Annotated in this window: 10 protein-coding genes and 1 pseudogene; 3 read left to right on the top strand and 8 right to left on the bottom strand. The window is 51.4% G+C overall.

From position 1 onward, the window contains the following. The first annotated feature begins 55 nt into the window (after positions 1–55). Positions 56–10549, top strand: coding sequence for a DUF5801 repeats-in-toxin domain-containing protein (locus FE845_RS01965; RefSeq protein ID WP_200361495.1), 10494 nt, complete (start codon positions 56–58; stop codon positions 10547–10549). A 102-nt stretch (positions 10550–10651) separates the two neighbouring features. On the opposite strand, the gene FE845_RS01960 is transcribed toward FE845_RS01965, so the two are convergent. The 4 genes from FE845_RS01960 to FE845_RS01945 form a co-directional block, all read right to left on the bottom strand. Next, positions 10652–12700 (bottom strand): TonB-dependent receptor family protein, encoded by a 2049-nt coding sequence (locus FE845_RS01960; RefSeq protein ID WP_200361494.1) that lies wholly within the window; start codon positions 12698–12700, stop codon positions 10652–10654. Between the two features lie 73 nt (positions 12701–12773). Then, positions 12774–14288 (bottom strand): aldehyde dehydrogenase family protein, encoded by a 1515-nt coding sequence (locus FE845_RS01955; protein WP_200361493.1) that lies wholly within the window; start codon positions 14286–14288, stop codon positions 12774–12776. A 15-nt stretch (positions 14289–14303) separates the two neighbouring features. Further along, the gene (locus tag FE845_RS01950) at positions 14304–16424 is read right to left on the bottom strand and encodes a PQQ-dependent dehydrogenase, methanol/ethanol family (protein WP_200361492.1); all 2121 of its coding nucleotides are present in this window, start codon (positions 16422–16424) and stop codon (positions 14304–14306) included. 39 nt (positions 16425–16463) lie between these two features. Next, complete coding sequence (locus FE845_RS01945; RefSeq protein ID WP_200361491.1) at positions 16464–17387, bottom strand: transporter; 924 nt, start codon at positions 17385–17387, stop codon at positions 16464–16466. Positions 17388–17597: 210 nt separating this feature from the next. On the opposite strand from FE845_RS01945, the gene FE845_RS01940 reads away from it, so the two are divergent. Then, a complete protein-coding gene (locus FE845_RS01940; RefSeq protein WP_200361490.1) occupies positions 17598–19481 on the top strand; it encodes a sigma-54-dependent Fis family transcriptional regulator in 1884 nt (627 codons plus the stop codon). Here the strand turns inward: FE845_RS01940 and FE845_RS01935 are convergent. From FE845_RS01935 to FE845_RS01925, 3 genes and pseudogenes are all read right to left on the bottom strand, one after another. Further along, positions 19451–19829 (bottom strand): annotated as a pseudogene (locus tag FE845_RS01935) (5'-nucleotidase); the annotation flags it as partial. The gene FE845_RS01940 and the pseudogene FE845_RS01935 sit on opposite strands and share 31 nt — an antisense overlap. Before the next feature lie 14 nt (positions 19830–19843). After that, positions 19844–20047 carry a hypothetical protein gene (locus FE845_RS01930; RefSeq protein WP_200361489.1) on the bottom strand — a complete coding sequence of 68 codons (204 nt, stop codon included), beginning with the start codon at positions 20045–20047 and terminating at the stop codon, positions 19844–19846. Continuing rightward, positions 20044–20454: a serine aminopeptidase domain-containing protein gene (locus FE845_RS01925; protein ID WP_200361488.1), complete on the bottom strand. Its 411-nt coding sequence runs from the start codon at positions 20452–20454 to the stop codon at positions 20044–20046. Before FE845_RS01925 ends, FE845_RS01930 begins: the two co-directional genes overlap by 4 nt. 138 nt (positions 20455–20592) lie before the next feature. Here FE845_RS01925 and FE845_RS01920 point away from each other — a divergent pair, with 138 nt between their 5' ends. Then, positions 20593–21144, top strand: a complete 552-nt coding sequence (locus FE845_RS01920) for a hemerythrin domain-containing protein (RefSeq protein WP_200361487.1) — start codon at positions 20593–20595, stop codon at positions 21142–21144. A gap of 54 nt (positions 21145–21198) precedes the next feature. Here the strand turns inward: FE845_RS01920 and FE845_RS01915 are convergent, their stop codons facing one another. Next, positions 21199–22062 (bottom strand): LysR substrate-binding domain-containing protein, encoded by an 864-nt coding sequence (locus tag FE845_RS01915; RefSeq protein WP_200361486.1) that lies wholly within the window; start codon positions 22060–22062, stop codon positions 21199–21201. Positions 22063–22093: the final 31 nt, after the last annotated feature.

The following is a 22093-nucleotide window of genomic DNA, read 5'->3' as shown; positions in this document are numbered from 1 at the left end:
TCCGTTACCTGCATTGAAATTGAAACTGCATGAGTAACCACATTTTGAGGTCCTTATGACTACTCTGGCAACTGTTGTATCCCTAGTCGGACAAGCTTGGGCTGAAAACGCAAACGGCGAGCGCCGTGTACTTGAAGTGGGCGACCAGCTGGCTATTGATGAAACCTTGGTTTTAGAGAGGGGTGCGCGGGTTAATCTGGATTTTGGCGACAACCAGCAGCTAACGTTTTTAGGCGAACAACAGGTGACAGCCGAAGAGAGAGCAAACCTTGTTGAGCAGAGTGAAAGCCTTGCGCCTCTCGAGCCTAACGACCAACCGATAACGGACCCATCCACGCAGTCTAATCAAGGCACCTTTTCCGAAGGGCATGGTTTTGTGCAGTTGGTGCGCATTGGCGAAATAATTGAAGCGGATGGCTTCACCCCCGTAACCGTTGCGCGCATTCATGAAGTGCTGCGGCCGCTTGGATTGAGCCTGCCACAAAGGGAACTTGAGAACGGGTTTCGCGATGAGCACCTCGCTAATAGAAATGATGAGTACCTTGGTGAGGTTGATCTCTCTGGCGGCAATAACGACCAACCGGGAGATAGCGGGCAAGAGCCAGATGATGGTGGCGAACAGCCCGGAGGGGATGAGCAGCCGGGCGATGGAGATCAACCGGACAACGGTGATGAAGAGCCTGGCGATGGCGGTGATCGACCAGAGCTGAGTATTTCTATTGATGTGATTGCAGATGATGACATTATCAGCGCAGCTGAAGCCGAACAGACAGTTACTCTGACAGGCACCGTAGGTGGTGATGCCCAGCCCGGAGATAAAGTGACCATCACCGTAAACGGAAAAGTCTATGAGACAACGGTGAATCCGGACGGTAAAACTTGGCAGACGGAGGTTCCCGGAAGTGAGCTTGTACAAGACAGAACCGTTGAAGCAACCGTCACGAGGGACTATGACGAAGACGGCCCGCTTACCGCTGATGCAGAGCGGCCTTACGGTGTAGAAGTAACAAAGCCGATACTTAGCATTGAGCTCGAAGGTGCTGGCCCCGAGGGCATTTACAGCGAATCGGAAATTTCCAACGGCAAAGTGCCAGCGAAAGTTACCTTGGATAAAGACACGGTCAAGGTGGGCGACTTACTGCAGGTCAAGACTCCAAATGGTGGTGTGCTACTTGAGCGCCCTGTGACCCAAGAAGATATCGATAACGGCGTACGTGTGCAGGTTCCGGTTAGCCCGGGCCAGAGGGAAGTAACCGTTGAGGCCAGCATCACGGACCCGGTAGGCAACAGCAGTAATGATCGTGATGAAAAGCCGATAGATACTCTCCCACCTTTGCTTACAGGCGCGTTGGACCCCCAAAACGACCAAGATGCTGACCACATAAACCTTGATCTCAGTGGGAAGTTTAGCGACACCTACAGCGGAAGCAATTTGATCTACAGCGCGGCCAATCTGCCTGGCGGCTTAACGATAGACCCGGGCACGGGTGTTATCAGCGGAAGGATTCATAGCTCCGCCAGCCAGACCGGTAATGTAGGCAATGGGGAATATGAAGTAACGATCACTGTTTTCGACCCTGCCGGAAACAGCACTCAGCATAGTTTTACCTGGACAGTGACCAACCCGGCTCCAACGGCTGCAGACGACAGTGGCAGCACAGATGAAGATACCACTCTAGTCGTTAATCCGAGAAATGGGGTACTCAAAAATGATGTAGATCCGGATGGCGATCAACTTTTCGTTACCGGCATAGTTGCTGGTGGTAGCAAGCCCACCAGTGTAGGTGGGCTCGATACCGATATTATCGGTGACTACGGCACCTTAAAGCTGCAAGCAGACGGCAGCTATACCTATGTTCCTGATAAGACCAACCCAGATGTTCGCGCGCTGAAAGACGGCGAAACGTTAGAAGACATCTTCAGCTATACCATGACGGACCGAGAAGGTGGCGCTGATGACGCCACTTTGGTTATTACCATCAATGGTGTGAGTGATAGCGAGCCTACAATCATACCTAAAGACGAAAACGGTCCAGATGATCCAAACGATATTATTACCGCAGGCCATGCGACGGTTTATGAATCCGGATTAATAGCTGACACCCCTACTCAGAGCAAAACAGTAGAGGGCGAGATTACAGTTACAGCGCTAGATGGCCTGATAAGCGTCAAAGTGCATGGCCAAACCTTCGATTTAACTCAGTTGGCGGATTTGGAAAATACAGCCGTTGTTCTCGATACCGATTACGGAAAGTTGACTCTGAATGGCTTTACGCCGGACGAAGTTGACAGCACCATCGTTGGTGGCGAACTCAGCTATAGCTATGAGTTAGATATCCGCTTTGATAATGCGGCGCCCGGTTCGAATGGCGATCTGAACGGTTTTGATTCGATTGATTTGGAGGTGCTTGATGCGGGTAATACTAGTAAAAATGGCACACTCGAAATCAATATTATCGATGATGAGCCTGCTGTTTCCGAAAAGACTGTTACTCACTCTGTTGAAGTTGATGAAACGACGTTAGGCGTTCCGTCTACTGCGGTGAGCTTTGCCGATGCTTTTGACACTGCATACGGTGCCGACGGAGCTGCAAGCTCAAACGGGTTGGTGTATAGCTTCGAAATTGACACCACGCTAGCAACAGGTTTGATTGATACTGCAACGGGCGAAAATATTGAGCTGACAATCAGCGCGACGGGCGAGGCTGAAGGACGCACCGAAAGTGGTGACTTGGCCTTTACTGTAGGTGTCGATAGTACGAATGGCGAAGTAACCCTGACTCAGGCGCGAGCACTTAAACATCCCGATAAAGCCAATCCTGATGATGCAGTAAGCCTTGTAGAAAATACATTAAAGCTGAAAGCCACCGCAACGGATGGTGACGGTGATGAAAACAGTGCCAGTATCAGTCTGGGTGACAAACTGGTGTTTAAGGATGATGGCCCAGCGATTGAAGTGGAAGCAGGGTTCACCGCACCAGAGGTTATTGTCGATGAAACCTCTTTAGGTACTCCCTCGAGCGCAATCGCGTTTGCGGGCGCCTTTGTTGCCCCTGATTATGGAGAAGATGGCGCGGCAAGTACCGATGCTCTGGTTTACAGCTTGGATATTGATCCAGCGATAGTGACTGGCCTGACAGACACTGCCACCGGGCAGGCGATTGTTTTATCCATCAACAGCTCGGGTGAAGTGGAAGGCCGTACCGACACAGATGGAGAACTGGCGTTTACCGCCAGTGTGGATAGCAACACCGGCAAAGTAACCCTAACCCAATCGCGCGCGCTTAGTCATCCAGATACAAGTGATCATGATGATGCAGTCAGTCTGGCTGAAAACGCGCTAAGCCTAAAAGCTACCGCGACCGATGGCGACGGGGATGAAGCCAGTGCCAGTATCAGCTTGGGCGACAAACTGGTGTTTAAGGACGATGGCCCAGCGATTGAAGTGGAAGCAGGCTTCACCGCACCAGAGGTTATTGTTGATGAAACCTCTTTAGGTACGCCATCAGATGCAAAAGCGTTTGCAGGTGCTTTCAAAGCCCCGGATTACGGCGCAGATGGCGCGGCTAGTAGCGATGCACTGGTATATAGCTTGGATATTGATTCAACGACAAGCACTGGACTTATCGACACGGCGACCGGGCAAGCCATTGTTCTAAGTATCAATGGGTCGGGTGAAGTGGAGGGCCGAACCGATGTAGGCGGCAATCTGGCGTTTACGATTAGTGTGAACAGCGATGGTGAAGTAACCCTGACTCAAAGCCGTTCAATGCAGCACACGGACACGGACGACCCTGATGACGAAGTTACGATCGCTTCAGGAACCATCAAGCTTCACGCTACTGCCTTGGATGGTGACGGTGATACAGACAAATCTGATGGTGTTGACATAGGTGGCCAATTTACCTTCAAAGACGATGGCCCAACGATTGATGGCAGTGAGGTGGGCGGTGATGGTTATGTCAGTGATAACGCCATTGTTGATGAAAGATATCTAGCTTCAGGTAGTGAAAGTGATCCAAGCAAACTAATCGTTGGCAAAAACCTACCGATTGACTTCGGTGCGGATGGCGCGGTGAATGCTGTTGGTGATATAGGTCTCACGTTTAACAATAGCAATCTCCAAGCGCTAAGCGACTTAAATCTTAAATCTGGAACTACAGAGTTAGCTTATACAATTAGCGGAGATGGCCACACCGTTGAAGCTAAGGCAGGTAGCAAAGATATCTTCTCCATTGAGCTAAAAGTAGCTTCAGATGGTACACCTTCCTATGAGTTCATCTTAAAAGGCCCGCTGGATCACATTCTGAATGTTGATGGCGAAACAGCCGACAACATTATTTTGCCCTTTGATATTACCGCCACCGATGGTGACGGCGACTCGGTTGACCTGAAGTTTAAAGTAGAAGTAGTGGATGATACGCCCGCTGCGGGTGATCGTGATTTAGAGGTAAACGAAGACGGCTCTGTTAGCTTTAGCAATGCAGACGTTAATCAGGTCACTACGGAAATCAAATCTGGCGAAGGGCCGCAACACGGTACTGTCACCATTGGCAATGACGGTACCATCACTTATGAACCGCACGAAGACTACCGTGGAGATGACAGCTACACCTATACCGTCACCACTGCGAGTGGTAGTTACGAACGTACCGTGAATGTTACCGTTAAACCGGTGGCAGATAAGCCGTTATTTGCAGATAAAAGTGGAAACTATCCAGACGATTCAGCTATAGATTCCGACGGTTCCTTAAAAACCGGTGACTACAGCTACAGCGTGGAAACGCCAGAGGATGTGCCAATAGCTTTGGGGCTCCATGTACCAAAAGTAAAAGACGACGGCATAGACCCAGATAACAATGGTACCTCGGAACTACTGGGCGCTATTAACCTCGAGTTCAAAGAGCTGACGGGCGTCTCCACGCCTGAGCTACAGCTAACAGATGGTACCGTTTTATCGCCTAACGGCAGTGGTGGGTTTCAGTTTGTCATTGTCGATAATGAAACAGACAAGAAGCCACTGGATTGGCATTTGGATATTGGCCTGCCTGCAGAAGACACTTCGAACGGTGTTCACTACCTGACTGAAGCGCAGTACGAAGGATTACAGGTGCAACCACCTGCTGAGCGCCATGAAAACTTCAAAACTGAAGTGTCGGTTGCTAGTTATGAGGTGGATGAATTTGGTGAAAAGCTAGCCGGTGTTAATGCTGCAACAAGCACGCAAACTATCGACGTTAATGTAAAAGCTGTTACCGACCCAATAGAGCTGAAAGTTGACACCGACAAGGATGCTCAAAGCTATGAAATGAGCGAAGACAATACGTTTAATCTGAAAGACAAGCTAACGGTTAACTATCCAGACAATTATGTAGATGGTCGTTCAGGTGACGATGTGGCTGGCGGGGATATTGATGGCAGTGAAACGCGCTGGTTTGAAATTACTGGCTTGCCGAAAGATACAGTCGTTAATGGCACCACAGTAACTGGCCCAAGCCATGTGATAAGCATTGAGGCGCCGGGCTTAAGCACCTCGGATAACGGACTGCCGGATATCAATATCACCCCACCGAAAGACTTCAGTGGCGATCTCAAAGACATTACTGTCACTCTAAAAGCGCAGGATAAAGACTCTGATGCCGGAGATAGTGACGGTCTAATTGAAGTAGATAGCATCACACTTGAGCTGCAAGTAAATCCAGTTGCAGGCGATTTAGTGGTAGAAGGTACAGAAGGTCTTGAAGATGAAGCGGTTGCCTTCCTTGAAAACATCAGGGTCACTGATGACAGCACAGCATCAGGAACACTGGGTGAAGTTATTACGGAAGTGTCGTTCACTGTACCAACAGGCTGGACGCGTGATGCCGGGCAAAACACGTGGTCGAACACCGACGGCCAGACATGGACGATGGCACCATCAACGAGTGGCGGCTGGACAGGTAACTGGAATGGTGATGAGTACACAATCACCTTCACGGACTCTAATCTCACCACTTCACAGCGTGAAGATATCCTCAAACAATTCACCGTCACCTCACCTGCGCACAGCAGTACAGACATTGATCTAGAGGTTAAGGTCACCAGTGTGGATCACAGCATTAGTTCTACTGGTACATCAAGTGCCCCGGCAAGCCAGACAGGAACGCTAACTGTTGTGGTTAAGCCTGTTGCCGAAAGCATTGATACAGATTCAGACGGTGCTGGTGGCAATGATGTCACCATGGGTGGCAACCATGTTTACCAAACCTCAGGTGAAGAAGATGGGTGGCTTGTTCTGGGTGAGGAAGCATCTCAAAGCTTCAAGCTCGGCAATGGCTGGTCTAACGAAGACGGCAAATGGGTATATGAAGGTGGTAGCTGGAAAGATGTAAGTGTTTCTGGTGACGGTAGCGACAAAACCGGTCGCAGCGAAGACACGTTTGCCTTGTTAACGCCTTACACTACAGTAAATAACGACGCCCAAGCGGGAGCAGTTGTACAAGACAAGCTCGAAGGTAGCGTCTTCACTTATGAAGGGCCAAGTGGCACGGTCACACTGCCTTTTGCTGGCGAACCCGTAAAAATTCCCATGCAGTATCTGGACAGCGTTCAGTTCAAGGGGCCGGCAGACTGGTCCGGCGTCGTTAAGATTAAAGTACAGGCTGGCACCATTGACTATGACGAAGACGATGGTACCGCAACGGATCTGGCCGAGTCTGGCGAATCCTGGCTGACCAATTTGATTATCGAGCCCCGCGCTGATCAGGTTACCCTTCAGGTGGATACACCTTTGAAAACACAGGAGGATGAGGCAGTTACTCTCAGCATTCTGCCGACCAGCAGTGATAAGGATGAAACCTTTGATGTCACCATAAGCAAGATACCCAAGGGTGTGAAAATCACTTATGACGGTGTTGAATACGATACCTTGGCAGGCCCTCTGCCAGACGGGTTGACTGATAATGGTGATGGCACTTATACGTTAGAAATTGAAGGTTTCGACACGGCTAATCAGCCTGAGCTGACACCACCCAAAGACAGCAACGAAGAGATTAATCTGACTGTAAAAGCCGAGTCGGTAGATACCCTTGAGTACATAAATAACGATGGCTACTCAGTTGTTGTTGAGCATAAGGGCAACACTGTCACAACAAAGGTTTACGGTAACGGAACAGGAAGCGCCCCGACATCCGAAACAACTGAAACGGTAGCTTCTGATACCTCCCAAGAGCTACCGATTAGAGTTGAGGTGCAGGGTGTACCAGATGAGCCGAAGGTAACCATTGACAATACTACGGAGTATTGGGAAGACGGTGCTGAGGAATCCTCTGGGCAAGGTGCCGCTCCGGGATTAGAGGTTGATCTTAAAGACTTGGTTACTGGCATAGAGTCGGGTGAAACAGGAGTAGAGAATGCAGGGCCTGATGGCTCTGAAACTATCTCCCTTCGTATCAGCGACCTGCCGGAAGGCTTCACCCTTACTGGTGCAGGCCCACAATTAGGCGCAGGCAGTGGTCCAGATCGTCTTTGGGTGATTTCCAAGGATGACCTGAACAACGTAAAAATAGGAGTCCCCGAGCACTATAGCGGCACGGTCGAGTTTACCGTTCAGCCCGTAGTAACGGAAAACGACAACCCATCAAACACCTTCTTTGACAAAGAAAATGTCAGTTTTAAGGTTAAGCCGGTCGCTGAAGCCTCGCTGAGCCTCAACTCAGACTTGGTAGAAGACACTGTCGGTGAGCTTAACTTAACCGCCTTAGGTGCTGATGGTGATGAGTACATCAGTGAAGTTCGTATCAGTGAAGCTGATGTGACGAATAAAGAGCTCACCTTGTATGCAGATGCGGCTGGCACTACGGAGTTGTCGCCTGTGGGAGGTGTTTATACGGTTATCAATTCAGACCCTAACGGGGTGCCAAGTGTTTATGTTAAAGGCCCAGCTAACCACAGTGGTGATATTAGCCTGAGCATTGGCTACACAGTAGCCGACCCCGTTGGTGATGGTAGCACTGGTATTCCAAATGGCACCAAAACCGGCTCTGTTAATCACACCCTCAGCTTTGCAGCCGTAACCGATGAGATTGGAGCTGCACTCAATGGCATCTCTGATAACGCTACTGGCACCAGCTTTACTTATGATAGTGGTACGAAAACAGCCACCATTGAAGGTTCTGGCAAAGTCACCGTTACCGTGGATATTAGCCAGTTGGCAGACACTAACGCTGGTAATGAAACAGACACCGACGGCAGTGAGCAGTTAACCCATATCCAGATAGAAGGCGTACCTCAGGGCGTGAGTGTCGAGGGCGCAGAGAGCACCGGTGAAGGGAAATGGTTAATTGAAACCGCAGACAGCTTTAACAGTGACACGCTCATCAAAGAGATAGTGTTCAACGTAACCGGCCATGCCAGCAGTGACACCAGTGCCATTACCATTACTAGCTACACCAAAGATACGGGAGCAAAGATATCTGAGAAAGCTCAGATTGATTGGAATTTAGTAGTCAATCAAAGCGGGACGGGTGTGGGTGAATTGCCTCAAATCACATTGACTGACAAGCAAAAAGTACAAGACGAAGATAGTGAGTTTGCCTTATCAGATCAGGTAGATGCTGACCTGAGCGGTGGTGATCTCGATGAGTACAATATCACCGTCACATTACGCACCTCACCTGACGATGAGACAGAGTTTACAGATGGCAATGGCAGCCTAACCCGAACGGAAGTGACTGAAAACGGCGAGACGGTTGTCCTGTGGACTAAAACCACCAGCGTAGCCCAAGGTGATAATGCTGAAACGAAGCTAAACGATTTATTGGACAGTATTAAAGTACACACGCCAGAGCACGCGAATGCCAACAACTTATCTGGCAATTTACCGCTGGATGTCACCGTATCGGTACACGCCAATGGTGTGAGCAAAAAGAGTGAACTAAAGCCTGAGGTTGAACTCACACCGGTAACCGATGAAACCACCGTTACTGTTACTGCAGATGCTGTGGGAGAAGGCGAAGATATTCCCGTTACTATCGAGCTGGAAAATACCGCCGATGGCAGTTTTTCGAATGTTTCTGGTAACAACATTACGGTAACCCTCGGCAATACTGGGTTAGCAGGAGAGTTGTTATATGCAAATGGTGACCCGCTGACATTTACGGGCGCTAATACCTATGAAGTAGGACTGATTGGCGGGCAGCCTCCACAGCTGATTTTCAGGCCAGATAGTGGTCAACCTCACCAAACGGGTAGTCTGGAATTAACCGCATCTGTGACTACAACAGAGCAAGGTGCGTCTAACTCTGTTACGGCAACAGGCAATGGCAGTCTAGTTATAGGGGCGAGTAATAGCGGTTACAAAGCGGATATTACGGCTGAAGGCAATGAGTTAAATGAAGAAAACACCGATCTCATTCAACTGAATTTTACCAACGCAGGGCTGGTTGACGCTGGCGAGCAAATCGAATCAGCTTTTATCAGCGACCTACCAGTTGGGTTTACAGTTTGGGTGGGCGGCGATATGGCCAACAACGCCGGTGGCGGTATTTGGGCTATTCCACTGGCTGGAAACGACTTGCCAGCGAACATCAGCATCAAGCCACCTAAAAACTGGGCGGGCACTTTGGATGATCTTAAATTCACAGTGATGAGCGGCCACGCTGGGTTGGAGCCATCCGCTTCGGCGATTGATTTTGATTTGGTCGTCAACCCGACACCAAATGGAGTGGACATGAACCCAACCCTGAGTTTTGGTGATGCCGGTGACAAAATATCCCTGAACCTCAATGCCAGCATGAAGGACCCGTCAGCAGCCACGGGTGCCAAGGATGGTGCTGGCAACCCAACAGACCAATTCACTGAACTGACTGAGTTGAGCCTGAGTGGTTTCCCGGATGGAGAGAAAGTTCTGTTCTTCATTGGTAATGAAGAAGAACCACTTGGCGCTGCTCAAGCGACATTTGATAGCACTACTTCTACTTGGATAATCAATGGCTTAAGCCAAAGCGATCTGCAAAACCTTAAGTTCTTGCATGCAGAAGGAAGTGGCAGCCTTACAGTAAAGGGTAGAACCTACGAGGTGGACGTTAACGGTATCCCGTATCAAGAGGGTGGTGAGACGAAATATTCTAGTTGGTCTGGCGATAAGGCAGCAGAGATCAATATCTCGCAAACCGTGCCTACATCAGGTGATGACCACTTCTTGTGGGATGAGAGTGCCATTAACGGCTTTGGCGGAGAAGATACAGTTCAGTTGCGCTTTAGTGATGACCTTGGCTCTGGTGACTTCAGTAAACTTGAAAATATCGAAATGATTGATATGAAAGGCTCTGGCCCGAACCAGATAGGGGATTCAGGAGCAGGCCTAAATATTCAAGACGTTCTGGACATAACCGATAGCCGCAACGCACTGAAAATCGACGGAGACGGCGATGACTTTGTGTTCCTGAAAAACAGCGAATGGACGACTGATAACACGGTTACCAGTGGATATGTAACTTATACAAGCAGCGACACCAGCGCCACGCTGAATATTTCAGATCAGATTACCAGCGTAGTCATGGTTGAGTAGGCTAGGTGATGTCTACTTCGTCACTGGCAGACGGGATTCTTGGTGGAATTAGAAGGCCCTTAGAAAGGGCCTTAGGAGTGTGCATTTTCGTTTTGAAGCGGTTTAGAAAGCCAGCTCCAGTCCGGCGTACCAGATGCGCCCTGCAGCCGGCTCAAAGTACCGGTCGTTGCTGGCATTGATTCGGACATTTGCGAAGTGATCCTTGTCGCCCAGGTTGCGAACCCCCGCAAAGCCCTTCAAAAGAAGATTTCTACCGGTATAGAGTGTGTTTCCGCCCCGCAGGTTTACCAGCCAGTAATCGTCGACGTTTACCTCATTGGCGTCGTCAGCGACCATGTCTTCGATATAACGAGCCTCCAGTGCGGCAAAGGTGCCACCCAAGCCTTGCCATGTCAGTCGGTTGGACCAGGCTTGCTCAGGCATGCCCGGTAATCGGTTGCCGTCGTAACGGACGCCTCCTGTAAGGTAATCATCAAACGTGTAGCTGGCCAGAGTGAGAGCGGTTTCTACGCGCCAGCTCGGTGAAAAAAGCCAGCCTGCCGCAGCTTCGAAACCTTTGCGCGTTGTATCTCCAGCATTGCGATAGAAGGTCCTGTCATCAGGCCCCGGTAACTCATAGGGGATCAACTCATCACGAACATTTACCCAGAAGAGCGCAAGGTCATAATCAATGCCGTTGTTCAGTTCGCCGCGCAGCCCGAGTTCATGATTAAGAGATTTTTGTGGTTCGATTTCCGGATTAAGTCCACCCACGCCAGACGGATTGGCAAACTCCGAGAACGTCGGCGTTTCGAAGGCGGTACTGATGTTCGCGTATAGCTGATGAGATTCCAGATAACGATAGCTCAAGCCTGCCGAGCCGCTCCATTCCCTGAGGGTACGATCGCCACTCTGGTCCCCATCGGCGGAAAAAACATCATTGACCTTGAGGTGAACCCGATCGAAACGACCGCCAACGGAGAGGGTGATTTGATCGGTAAGGCTCAGATCGCCTTGCGCAAACGCACTCAGGCTGGTTGCCGTTTGCAGTTCATCTGCGGTCAGTCCTTGCAGGTCACCGCTGAAACTCATTTCACGGCGGATGCGGTCATCCCGTTGCTCGCGGGCTTCAACTCCTGCGACATAGCGAAACGGAAGGCCTGAGAGTTCAAAAGACTGACGGTAATCGGCGCTTGCGCCAAAATAATCCCGGTCGTAATCGATGCGGCTATCTCCGGGGTAGGGCAGCTGCTGCTCGAAGTTCCTGCACAGGTAGAACGTTTTGGCCCGGAACTCACCCGGCCCGGCAGACAGGTCTTGATATTGCAGGCCAAGCACTTGCTGATCGACGGTTTGCCCTGTGCCGTACTCTTCTGTAAAGCGCCCGGCTTGGGATCTGTCGGCTTCCACCTGCTCAGCGGTAAGTGCACCTGGATCTTCGGACCGAGGATTCTGTAGCAGGTTTATAATGGCAGTCAGTGAGCGATCGCTGCCCAACTCCCGGCGTAGCTTGGTATTGAGCAGGTATTTTTCGACCTTGGCATTGTCGCGATAGCCTTCATAGTTGAGCGCAGAAGCACTTATGCTGTGCGACCAAGGGCCGTTGTTCTGGCTGTTTTTTACTGAGATCTTGCCAAAGCTATCGCTTCCACCCGTGACGCGAACCGAAGTTTCATCGGGCTTACGGCGCCCGTCTGAGGTGGTTACGCTGATAACGCCACCCGCTGCATTACCATACAAAACCGAAACAGGCCCCCGGATAACCTCGATACGCTCGGCGCTGTCGAGGTCGATAGCGTCCAGCTGGGCCTGACCATCTGGCAGCGTGTAAGGAATACCATCAACAACAACCATAATGCCACGAACCCCGAAGGGTGCCCGCGCTCCAAATCCACGAATGGCTATGCGCTCACCCTGAGCGTAGTTCTCCTGATTTTGCACAAAAATGCCTGGAACCTGGCCTAGCGTCTCATCCAGTTTCAATCTGGGCTGACCTTTTTGAATAGCACTCTGCTGAATGACTGACATGGCAGCCGGTGTTTCATAGAGTTCACGCTCCATCAGTGGCGCTGTCACCACGATGTCGGCGCCAGGTTGCCCATGGGCAGTCAGTGTAAATGGGAGGGTTACGAGACCACTCAAAAGAAGAAATGTAGATTTATAGTTATTCATAGCTCTCATCTTGGGATGGGTGGTATTTAACGCCTCCCCCCCGGCTTCGAACGCCAGGGGGTAGGATCCTTTCCTAGAGGGCCATGAAAACCGACTTGGTTTCCAGATACGATTCAAGGGATTGCTTGCCCATGTCGCGGCCAACGCCTGAGAGTTTGTAGCCTCCGAATGGCACGTTTGAATCAAGCATGTTGTGTCCATTTACCCAGACAGTGCCTGCTTTCAATCTCGGGATTAAACGTTGCACCTGAGAGAGATTGTTTGACCAGATACTGGCCGCCAGACCATAGCAACTGTCGTTGGCGCGCTCCACAACATCGTCAACATCATCAAAGGGAATAGCCACCAGTACCGGGCCAAAAATCTCCTCTTTGGCGATCACCAGACTGTCATCCTCGCTGGCGAAGATGGTGGGCTTGACGTAATACCCTTTTCGGTCAGCCCTCTCGCCTCCGGTTATCAGGCGTGCACCTTCCTGACAGCCAGTCTCAATGTAGTGACAGACCCTGTCCAGCTGTACCTGAGATACAAGAGGCCCCATTTGCGCGGCCGGGTCCAGGCCTGGACCCATGGGTATGGCCTCAGCCAACTCCCCGAGTCGATTGACGACAGTTTCAAAAATGCTTCGGTGCACGTACAGGCGCGAGCCCGCGCTGCACGTCTGCCCATGATTGAAAAAGATCGCAACGGCCGCACCTTGTGCGGCTTTCTCGGGATCACAATCCTCCAGGACAATCATTGGCGACTTTCCACCTAGCTCCAGAGTTACACGGGCCATGTTATCCATGGCTGCGCGGCCGATGAGCTGCCCCACTTGGGTTGATCCTGTAAAGCTGATTTTGTTTATGTCGGGGTGTGCTATCAAAGCCGAACCCGTGCTCTGACCATCACCTGTAACGATGTTAACCACGCCGTCAGGGAAGTTTGCTTCCGCAATCAACTCACCTAAATACAGTGCAGAAAGCGACGTTTGCTCTGCAGGCTTCAAAACAACTGTACAGCCGGCTGCCAGTGCTGGCGCCAGCTTCCAGCAGGCCATCAGAAATGGAAAGTTCCACGGAATGATTGCGGCTACAACACCAACGGGCTCACGTCGGGTGTATGCAAAGAAGTCAGCTTCGGGCGGGGCGAAAGGCATGGACACGTCCAGAGTGGAGCCTTCGATCTTGGTTGCCCAGCCTGCCATATACCGGAAAAACTCCAACCCCAGACCTATATCAACCGCCTGAGCAATGGCTGCAGACTTACCATTGTCGATAGCCTCCAGCTCTGCAATTACTCGGGCATCCCGCTCAATCAGGTCGGCAAGCTTCAGCAGCAAATTTTGACGGCCCGAAGGTCTCATTTTGCCCCAGGCGCCTTGTTCCAGTGCAGTTTTCGCGCAACCAACCGCCTTGTTTACATCGTCTGAATGCGCAGAAGGTATGCTTCCTATTACCGTTTCTTCGGCCGGGTTTACTACCTGGATACGCTTGTTTTCCGCCGCATCAACCCATTGACCGCCAATCAGCATGCGGTGGTTTTGGCGATCCAGAAACGCTTGCGTCTTCTGCTCTATACCAGCAGGTTCATTTGTCATCTTGTTCATTGTTATTTCCTCAATTCACTGGTTTTTAGGGCGAATAGCGTCAGCGGTACCCTGAATAAAGGCCTTTATTTTTTCGACATCGCTTTCGCTCAGCATGCCGGTAAAATCAGGCATGCCTCTGGAGACAAATGGGCCGTTAAATACAAAGGTGTTCAGGTTTTCAATCACTGCGCTCTTGGAGTAACCCAGATTAGGGATATTGCCGCCCTTATCTACCCCGGGAACACCGTGGCAAAATACACAGTTACTGACGTAAAGCCCGGTGCCTTCCTCAATGAGTTCCGGATCGTACTTGACGCCCGAAACCAATGAGTTCAATTGATACTTTGTGAACTCCGGCATTTCGGCAGTAGCGTTCAGTGCAAAGGTATAGACGGTACCGGGAGTCTTCAGGTCAGAACCTCGCTGGGACTTTCCGTAAACCCCGCCCCAGCCTGCTGCAATTGACACGTATTGCGTGCCATCAACTTCATAAGTGACCGGAGCTGCAATAACGCCGGTGCCCATGGGTGATTCCCAAAGCTGCTTGCCTGTCTTTGCATCAAACGCCATAAAGCGTGCATCTGCCGTTCCCTGGAATACGAGGTTGCCCGCTGTAGAAAGCGTACCGCCATTCCACGGGGATACGTGCTCGTAACGCCAAGCTTCCTGCTGTTTAACCGGGTCCCAAGCGGTGAGGCGACCAAAGGGTCTGCTGGAAGGTGGTGCTACGTTTAGTTTGTAAGCGGTATTCCAACCAACTCCACTCATTGGTTGTCCCAGCTCATTACTGTCTATATCTGTCCAGTTCGGGTCTTCTACTAACGTTATAGGAATGTGCTGAGTTGGAAAGTAGGCGAGCCCAGTTTGCGAGTTAAAAGACATTGAATGCCAGTTGTGACCGCCAAATGGACCTGGCTTGATATCAAATGGCTCCTCCATGGTTCGCGCCGCGGGAATTTCAATCGGCCGCCCATTGCTGTCGTATCCTTTAGCCCAGTTCACATCGACAAAATTTTCGGCGGAAAGGAATTCTCCGGTTTTGCGGTCAATAACAAAGAAGAAACCGTTTTTGGGAGCTTGCATAATAACTTTGCGCAGCTCACCATCGATTTCGAGATCACTGAGAATCATGTCCTGTGTTGACGTGTAGTCCCAGTTGTCGCCGGGCGTCGCCTGATAATGCCACACGTATTCCCCAGTATCGGGGTTAAGAGCAACGATAGAGGCCAGATAAAGATTGTCTCCACCCTCTGGGCTGCGCTTCTTGTGTGACCACGGAGATCCGTTGCCCGTGCCGATATACATGAGGTTTAGGTCTGGATCAAAAACCATAGAGCTCCAGACAGTGCCACCTCCGCCGGCTTCCCAGTACTTCCCGTTTGGGTCCCAGGTTTTTGCTGCTTTGGCCATGGCCTCGTTTTCAAACGGCTCGTTCGGGTTTCCTGGCACGGTAAACCAACGCCATTTTTGCTCACCGGTTTTTGCATCGTACGCTGTGATGTAGCCTCTTACACCAAGGTCTGCGCCGCCATTCCCTATAATCACATTGCCGTTAAAGACGCGGGGTGCACCGGTAATCGTGTAACTCATTTCGCTGTTGGTCAGTGTGTTTTTTTCCCAGACTTTCTGCCCGGTTTTTGCATTGATGGCGATCAGTCGCCCATCGAAAGAAGCAACGTAGACATTGCCTTCATACAGTGCAACGCCCCGGTTAACAACATCGCAGCAGCCCTTAGAGCCTGTTTCAGGTGGTACTTCAGGGTCGTAAGTCCACAGCTTCTTGCCGGTTTTCGCATCGAGTGCATGCACGACGCTCCAGGACGCGGTGACGTACATCACGCCATCTACAATCAAAGGCGTGGCTTCAACACCACGACTCGATTCAAGGTTGTAGGACCAGGCGAGCCCGAGCTTGTCGACGTTATCGGATGAAACCTGAGACAGAGGGCTAAAGCGGGTTTCTGCGTGGTCGAAACCATGGGTAGGCCAGTCTTTACCTGTTTTGGCGTTTTCCTTTATGTAACGCTCGTTGACCTGATCAACACGGTTGGCTGCGATCGCATCAGCGCCCGCAAAGCCCAGGCATGCAATCAGTGCCACCGGGACTGCTCGCTGCTTGATTCGAATTCTTGAGTGGCTTTTTATCAATGTCATTTTAAGGTCCTTTTCATTGTTATTGCTGTTTTTGGCCGTTTAAAAAGCTTTGAGAATGCGCAGGTTTATACGGTGCTGTTCCTTGAATCCGTTTCTTATAGATAGGTCGGTCCCGTAATTTGCCAGTAACTGTAAAGACGGTGTTGCGAACCAGGCCGTTCCCAATGTCATTTTGGTATAGGACATCCGATTGTCCTGGTCGATACCGTTTACCTTTGTTTCACCCCCAAGAGTATGGGAAACGCCAGCCCGAAGATCCCATTGAGAGCTCATGTGGTAGCGAAGATAGCCTTGGAGCTGATAAGAAGGATCCTGTTTCAGCGTTGCGTTGCTGGCTCCAAATTCGTCATTTTCGCCGTAAAACGTAACGTCTCCGGCAAGATCCAAAGAAATGTTGGGCGTAAGTCCGGTGATAAAGCCTGCTTGCAACGCATACTTCCAGCGATTCTCACCAAGGTTCAGGGCGTCTTTTTTGTCATAACTCCCTGTAGGCGCGAAGACAAACGGTGTGATGCCAAAATAGGTGTTACTTTCCGGCTCATTCACAAGCCACACAGTGGCCGCTAATGTCAGGTCCCCAATGCCGCTGGCATCCCCAAGCCCCGATGTGTCGTCCTTGCCTTCGAGCTTGCCTACAGGTAGAAGGAATTGAGGGTCGACGATATAACCGGCAATTTCTGTGAAGTGCACGCCACGAAGAATTCCGATGTGTGAGTCCAGCCCTGCGTTAATCGGCGCTTTATTACCGTCGGAATAGAGTGCATCGCGTGTAGCGAATTGATAGTAGCCCATTGCTAGGTTAGTACCGGCCGGGAGTGCCGTGTAATCGCCCGCATCTACGTCGACAGCCATCGTAGGGCCTGAAGCCAATAATAGTGTGGCAAAGACAGCCGGAACAGTGCTCAGGCCTCGCTGTCTGGAGAGGGGTAAATTTCTTTTTTGATAGTCTAGTATAGATGGCATAGTGCAGATTCCTTATTGGTTTTGTTGGTATCGCACGTGTGTATAAGCAGAGCGCATGCCAGATTTTCGTTGTTTTAATAGTTTTTAAAAAACAAAGGCTTACGCGTTTGTGTGAAAATGGGGAAGCAGCTCTCGTTGAGAAGCTGGATCGTTTTGATACACCCATTTCAGCCAGACGGATAATAACAATACAGTTTGATGGGGGCGGTTATGCAGGCACATCGTTTCGATCCGGACATTCGGGTTCAGCAAGCGCGTGAATTATTTGATGAAGGGCGCGACGTGCCCTCGCAGTGGGTGCGGGATGAAGTGATGAGATCCTGGCTTCGTTCCAGAGAGTATGGCCTGTCACCCGTCGATCAGGTTCTGTCTAACGCCATGTCTTGCAGCGAATTACCGCATATCCGCGACCGTCATCAAGAGCTGATGAGATACGCTGAGCCGGAGATGCATCGTTTATTCCGTTCTTTGGGGTCCGCAGGCTGGGTATTGGCTTGTCTGGAGCGGGGAGGGCGGAGTATCCGTTACCTGGGTAACGACAGTCCCCATTATAAAGTTCTGGGCTCGGCACTGAGTGCCGGTGTGGACCTTTCAGAAGGCGTAGCGGGCACGAATGGACCGGGGTGTGCGTTACTGGAGCACCGGCCGACCGTTGTATGTGGGAATGAGCATTTTTTGCATGAATTGCGAGGGCTTTCCTGCGTTGCGGTACCCATTTTTGACCCATCCGGGAAGCTGATCGGAGCTTTGAACGCGTCCAAACCCTACGATGGTCGTCCGGTGGGGGTTCTTGAGTCCGTTGCGTTGACAACCAGAGCGGTTGAAAACCGCATGGTCGAAGATCTGTCGGGCGCGTTGGTTCTGGCGATACATTTCCGCCCGGAGCTGACTGACTCTCCAATGCGCGGGTTGATACATTTCTGTGAGGATGGCGAGGTGCTGGGTGCGAACCCCTCAGCCCGACAGATGCTGGATCTCGACGGTCTGGAACAGAGTCAGGGTAGCGTGTGTTTCGCTGATCTTTTTTCCTGTCATCCTGATGAAGTAAGGCGCTCGCAACATCATCCAGTCGAGGTGGAGTGTCATAATGGGTCGCGACTCTATCTGCGCGCGGAGTCCCGAGATCTTGCACCTGTTGCTGCCACTGCAATCCCCGAAATCAAACAGCCTTCTTTGCTTCCGCCTTTCTTTGCAGACGTCACGATGACGCCTCTTTTTGAGAAAGCAGGCCGTGCTTTTCAGCATGGTGTTCCGATACTCATCAATGGAGAGACCGGCACAGGCAAGGAAGTTCTTGCCCGCTGGTTACACGCAACAGGGCCCACTTCAAAAGGTGCCTTTGTTGCCGTCAATTGCTCCGCCATTCCTGCGGGGCTTATTGAATCCGAGTTGTTTGGCTACGCCGAAGGCGCCTTTACCGGAGCGCGCAGAGGGGGCGCTAAAGGAAAGTTTGAAGAAGCCAGCGGAGGCACGCTGTTCCTTGACGAAATCGGCGATATGCCTGTGGAGTTTCAGGCGCGTTTGTTGCGCGTGCTGCAGGAACGAACCGTGGTTCGGCTCGGGGAAGAAAGAGCTCGTCCGGTCTCCTTTTCTTTGATTTGTGCCACACACCGGAACCTGGATGATCTGATGGAAAAGGGCGACTTTCGTGACGATCTTTACTATCGGCTCAACGGCTTGAAAGTGCTCCTACCGGCTCTGCGAGAGCGTGCCGATCTTGATGCGATGATCGATCATTTGTTGGTTCTGGCCACGAAGCCCGAAGCGCCACCGGTATTGACGCATCAGGCCCGGAGTTTGCTGAAGAACCACCCCTGGAAAGGTAACATCCGCGAGCTGCAGCAGGCTCTGAACCTCGGAAAGGCGCTTTCAAGCGAGGGTGTTATCGACGTGGATCATTTACCCGATGAGATCAAAGCCAACAGCCTTCCGGCCGAGGCGAGTGCCGCCAACGCAGGAAGACTGGCTGCTGCAGAGCGCGAAGCTGTGCTGGCTGCGCTTGAAAAACACAATAATAATGTCAGTGCTTCAGCGCGTGAACTGGGTATAACGCGAGCCACCCTCTATCGCAAAATAAAACGGTTTGGCCTTTGAGGCTGCGGGTGCACCTGCGCGCCCTTTTCCAGATTCGCCACCCCAAGCGGAATATGCGCCATAGGAATATCCTCTGCGTCGGATTCCAGATGCGACCCTTGGTCATCAAAAAAACATGTGGGGCTTGAGTACGTTCAGAATGCGGTCTTTCTTCATCCCGCCCAGGAAGAAAACCTCATTGGCGTCCACGCCCCAGTGTTCCAGCGTTGTCATTACGCGCTCGTGGGAAGGGGCGTTGCGAGCTGTCACAATCGCGGTTTGCAGCACTCGCTTGTAATCCGGGTCGTCTGTTAATGCCTGGTCCTCAAGCTTTTGCAGGTGTGAAAGCTTGCGGAACAAATTAGCCAGACGGGACGCCAGCATCAGGATTTAACGTTTGTGGCGCTCTCATAGCCCGGCAGCACCGGCCCAAACACCTTCTCCCAAAGCACCTCGTACCGCTTTCTATGCCAACCAATATGGCCAATGCGCTTCTGGTTAATCTCTTCCGGCGTTACCCGAATATGCTGTTGCGGTGCGTTGGTAAAAAACTCGTGCAGCATCCTTACGTTGGTGGGCGACATCATATCGTCATCGGAAAACTCAATAGCGGTAATGGGTGTGCGTACACTGGCAAACCGTTCCCGCAGCCTACGGTAATCACTTGGTGTATATCGGGGTTGTGGCCCATAAAACCAATCATGTGGCCGCCCACGCTGTGGCCTACCCACACAACCTTCAAGCCTTGGAAGTTCTCCTTAACGAAAGCTAGAACAGCTGGGCAATCGTATTTTCCCCAGCTTAGCTTGTCACTTTTGCTGTCTTTCACATGACCATTGACCGATAGTCCCATGCCTTCATAATCAAATGTTAGGGCATGAAATCCTTGAGTATTCAGCCAGCGTGCGAAGTCATCGTACAAGTACTGGGCAACGCCGGTAGCAGGCGCAAGTACACAGATGCCACGCACTTCTTGGTGCAGTAGCGCGCCCATATTGGAGTGAATTAATCGATGTTTTGTGCCAGCGCAAACAGTGCCGCCTGAGTGCTCTGGTATTCCAGTAAAGAAGCATCCAATATAGAGTTTGGAAAGCCAACTATAATACGACCTACCAGCAACGGAGGCTTTACTATGGCAACCCTTAACCAAGTGCGTCACGATCACGCCAACATGGCTCGGCTTCTACACGTACTCTTGCTGCGGCATGAGTCTTTGACCCATGGCGAGCGCCCGGACTTTCACCTGATACGCGAGGTTGTGGACTATATTCTCGACTACATGAACAGCTTTGTTGGCCCTTTGGAGCGACTTTACAGCGAGCATCATGTGGCGAAGAAGTTCAAGGAAGGCGAGGTTGGACAACAGTTGGCCGAAGATTATCAAGCCTTGCGAGAGCGCCTGAATCTGCTTTCCGAGAATATTGACATGATTCTTCTGGATGCCGTGGTTCCCATGGATCGTTTTGCCGATGATCTCAAGGCGTATCTGGATGCTCACCTTGCCTATCTGCGTGCAGAGCGGGAGTTGTTGTTTCCCTTCTTCCGTGAAAAGCTCACAAAAGAAGAGCAAAAGAACCTGCTCAAGATGTTGCCGGAGGGCGCGCAGGCCAATTTGGCGAGACTCAAAGAGGACTACCCGGAGTTGTACGACGAATTCAAGTCTGCGCCTTCCCCCTTCGCCTGATCGGTTTTTGTCATGGCGCGGCGGGAGTAGTCTGGCCGCGCGTTCTGTCTAACCTCAATCTGTTGTCGACAAATGGCTTCTAATGAGCTCGGCCAATTGTTTGGCTGGCTCTGAAGGCCTGCCAGCAGGCCGGTGCAGTGCAATCTCAACCGATTGTAGGGCGGGCATGCCGCTGCGCTCGTCCAGCACTCGCAATTGTGGGGTGAGCATGTTTCGTGTAATCACCGCGACTGCCAGCCCGGCGGCGACAACCGGCATAAGCCCGGTCATGGACTGGCTTGAATAAGCCATTCGCCAATCGCGCCCGGCGTTCGTTAACGCCTGTTCGGCAACATCTCGGAATACATCAGCCCCCGGAGAGTAAAAGGCCAACGGTATTGGATCGGTCAGTGACGGCTGGGCATTGGCGCCTACGGCCCATAACAAAGGCTCGCGCCGGATGACCTCACCGCCCGGAGACCGCGCCTGGCGGGTTACCACAGCCAAGTCCATTGTGCCTGCCTGTACGTGTTTGACCAACTCCACGCTTGAGCGACAGGTAACCTGCAACTGCACGGCGGGGAACTGTCGGTTGAAGTGAGACAGTACAGAGGTCAACAGAAAGGCATAATCCTCCGGAATTCCAAGGTTTAGCTCTCCGGAAATTTGGCGCTGCTGCACGTCATCAATAGCTTCGTTATTAAGCTCCAGCATTTTTCTGGCGTAACCCACCAGCTTCTGACCTTCTGCGGTGAATCTTATACGCCGCCCGTCCCGTTCATGGAGCGGAACGCCAAGCGCTGTTTCCAGGCGGTTTAGCTGCATGCTCACAGTGGACTGGGTGTAGGCCAATCTTTCGGCTGCGGCGGTGACTGTGCCTGTGTCTGCAATGGTTACCAACGTAAGAAGCATGTTCAAATCGAGTATGCGGTTTCTCAATATATCAATCCTCGTGATGCTATATATCAAA

Origin of the sequence: Marinobacter sp. 1-4A (assembly GCF_016597725.1) — a bacterium.
GTDB lineage: Bacteria > Pseudomonadota > Gammaproteobacteria > Pseudomonadales > Oleiphilaceae > Marinobacter.
Note: the sequence above shows the minus strand (reverse complement) of the source record. Positions and strands in the feature narration are given on the sequence as shown.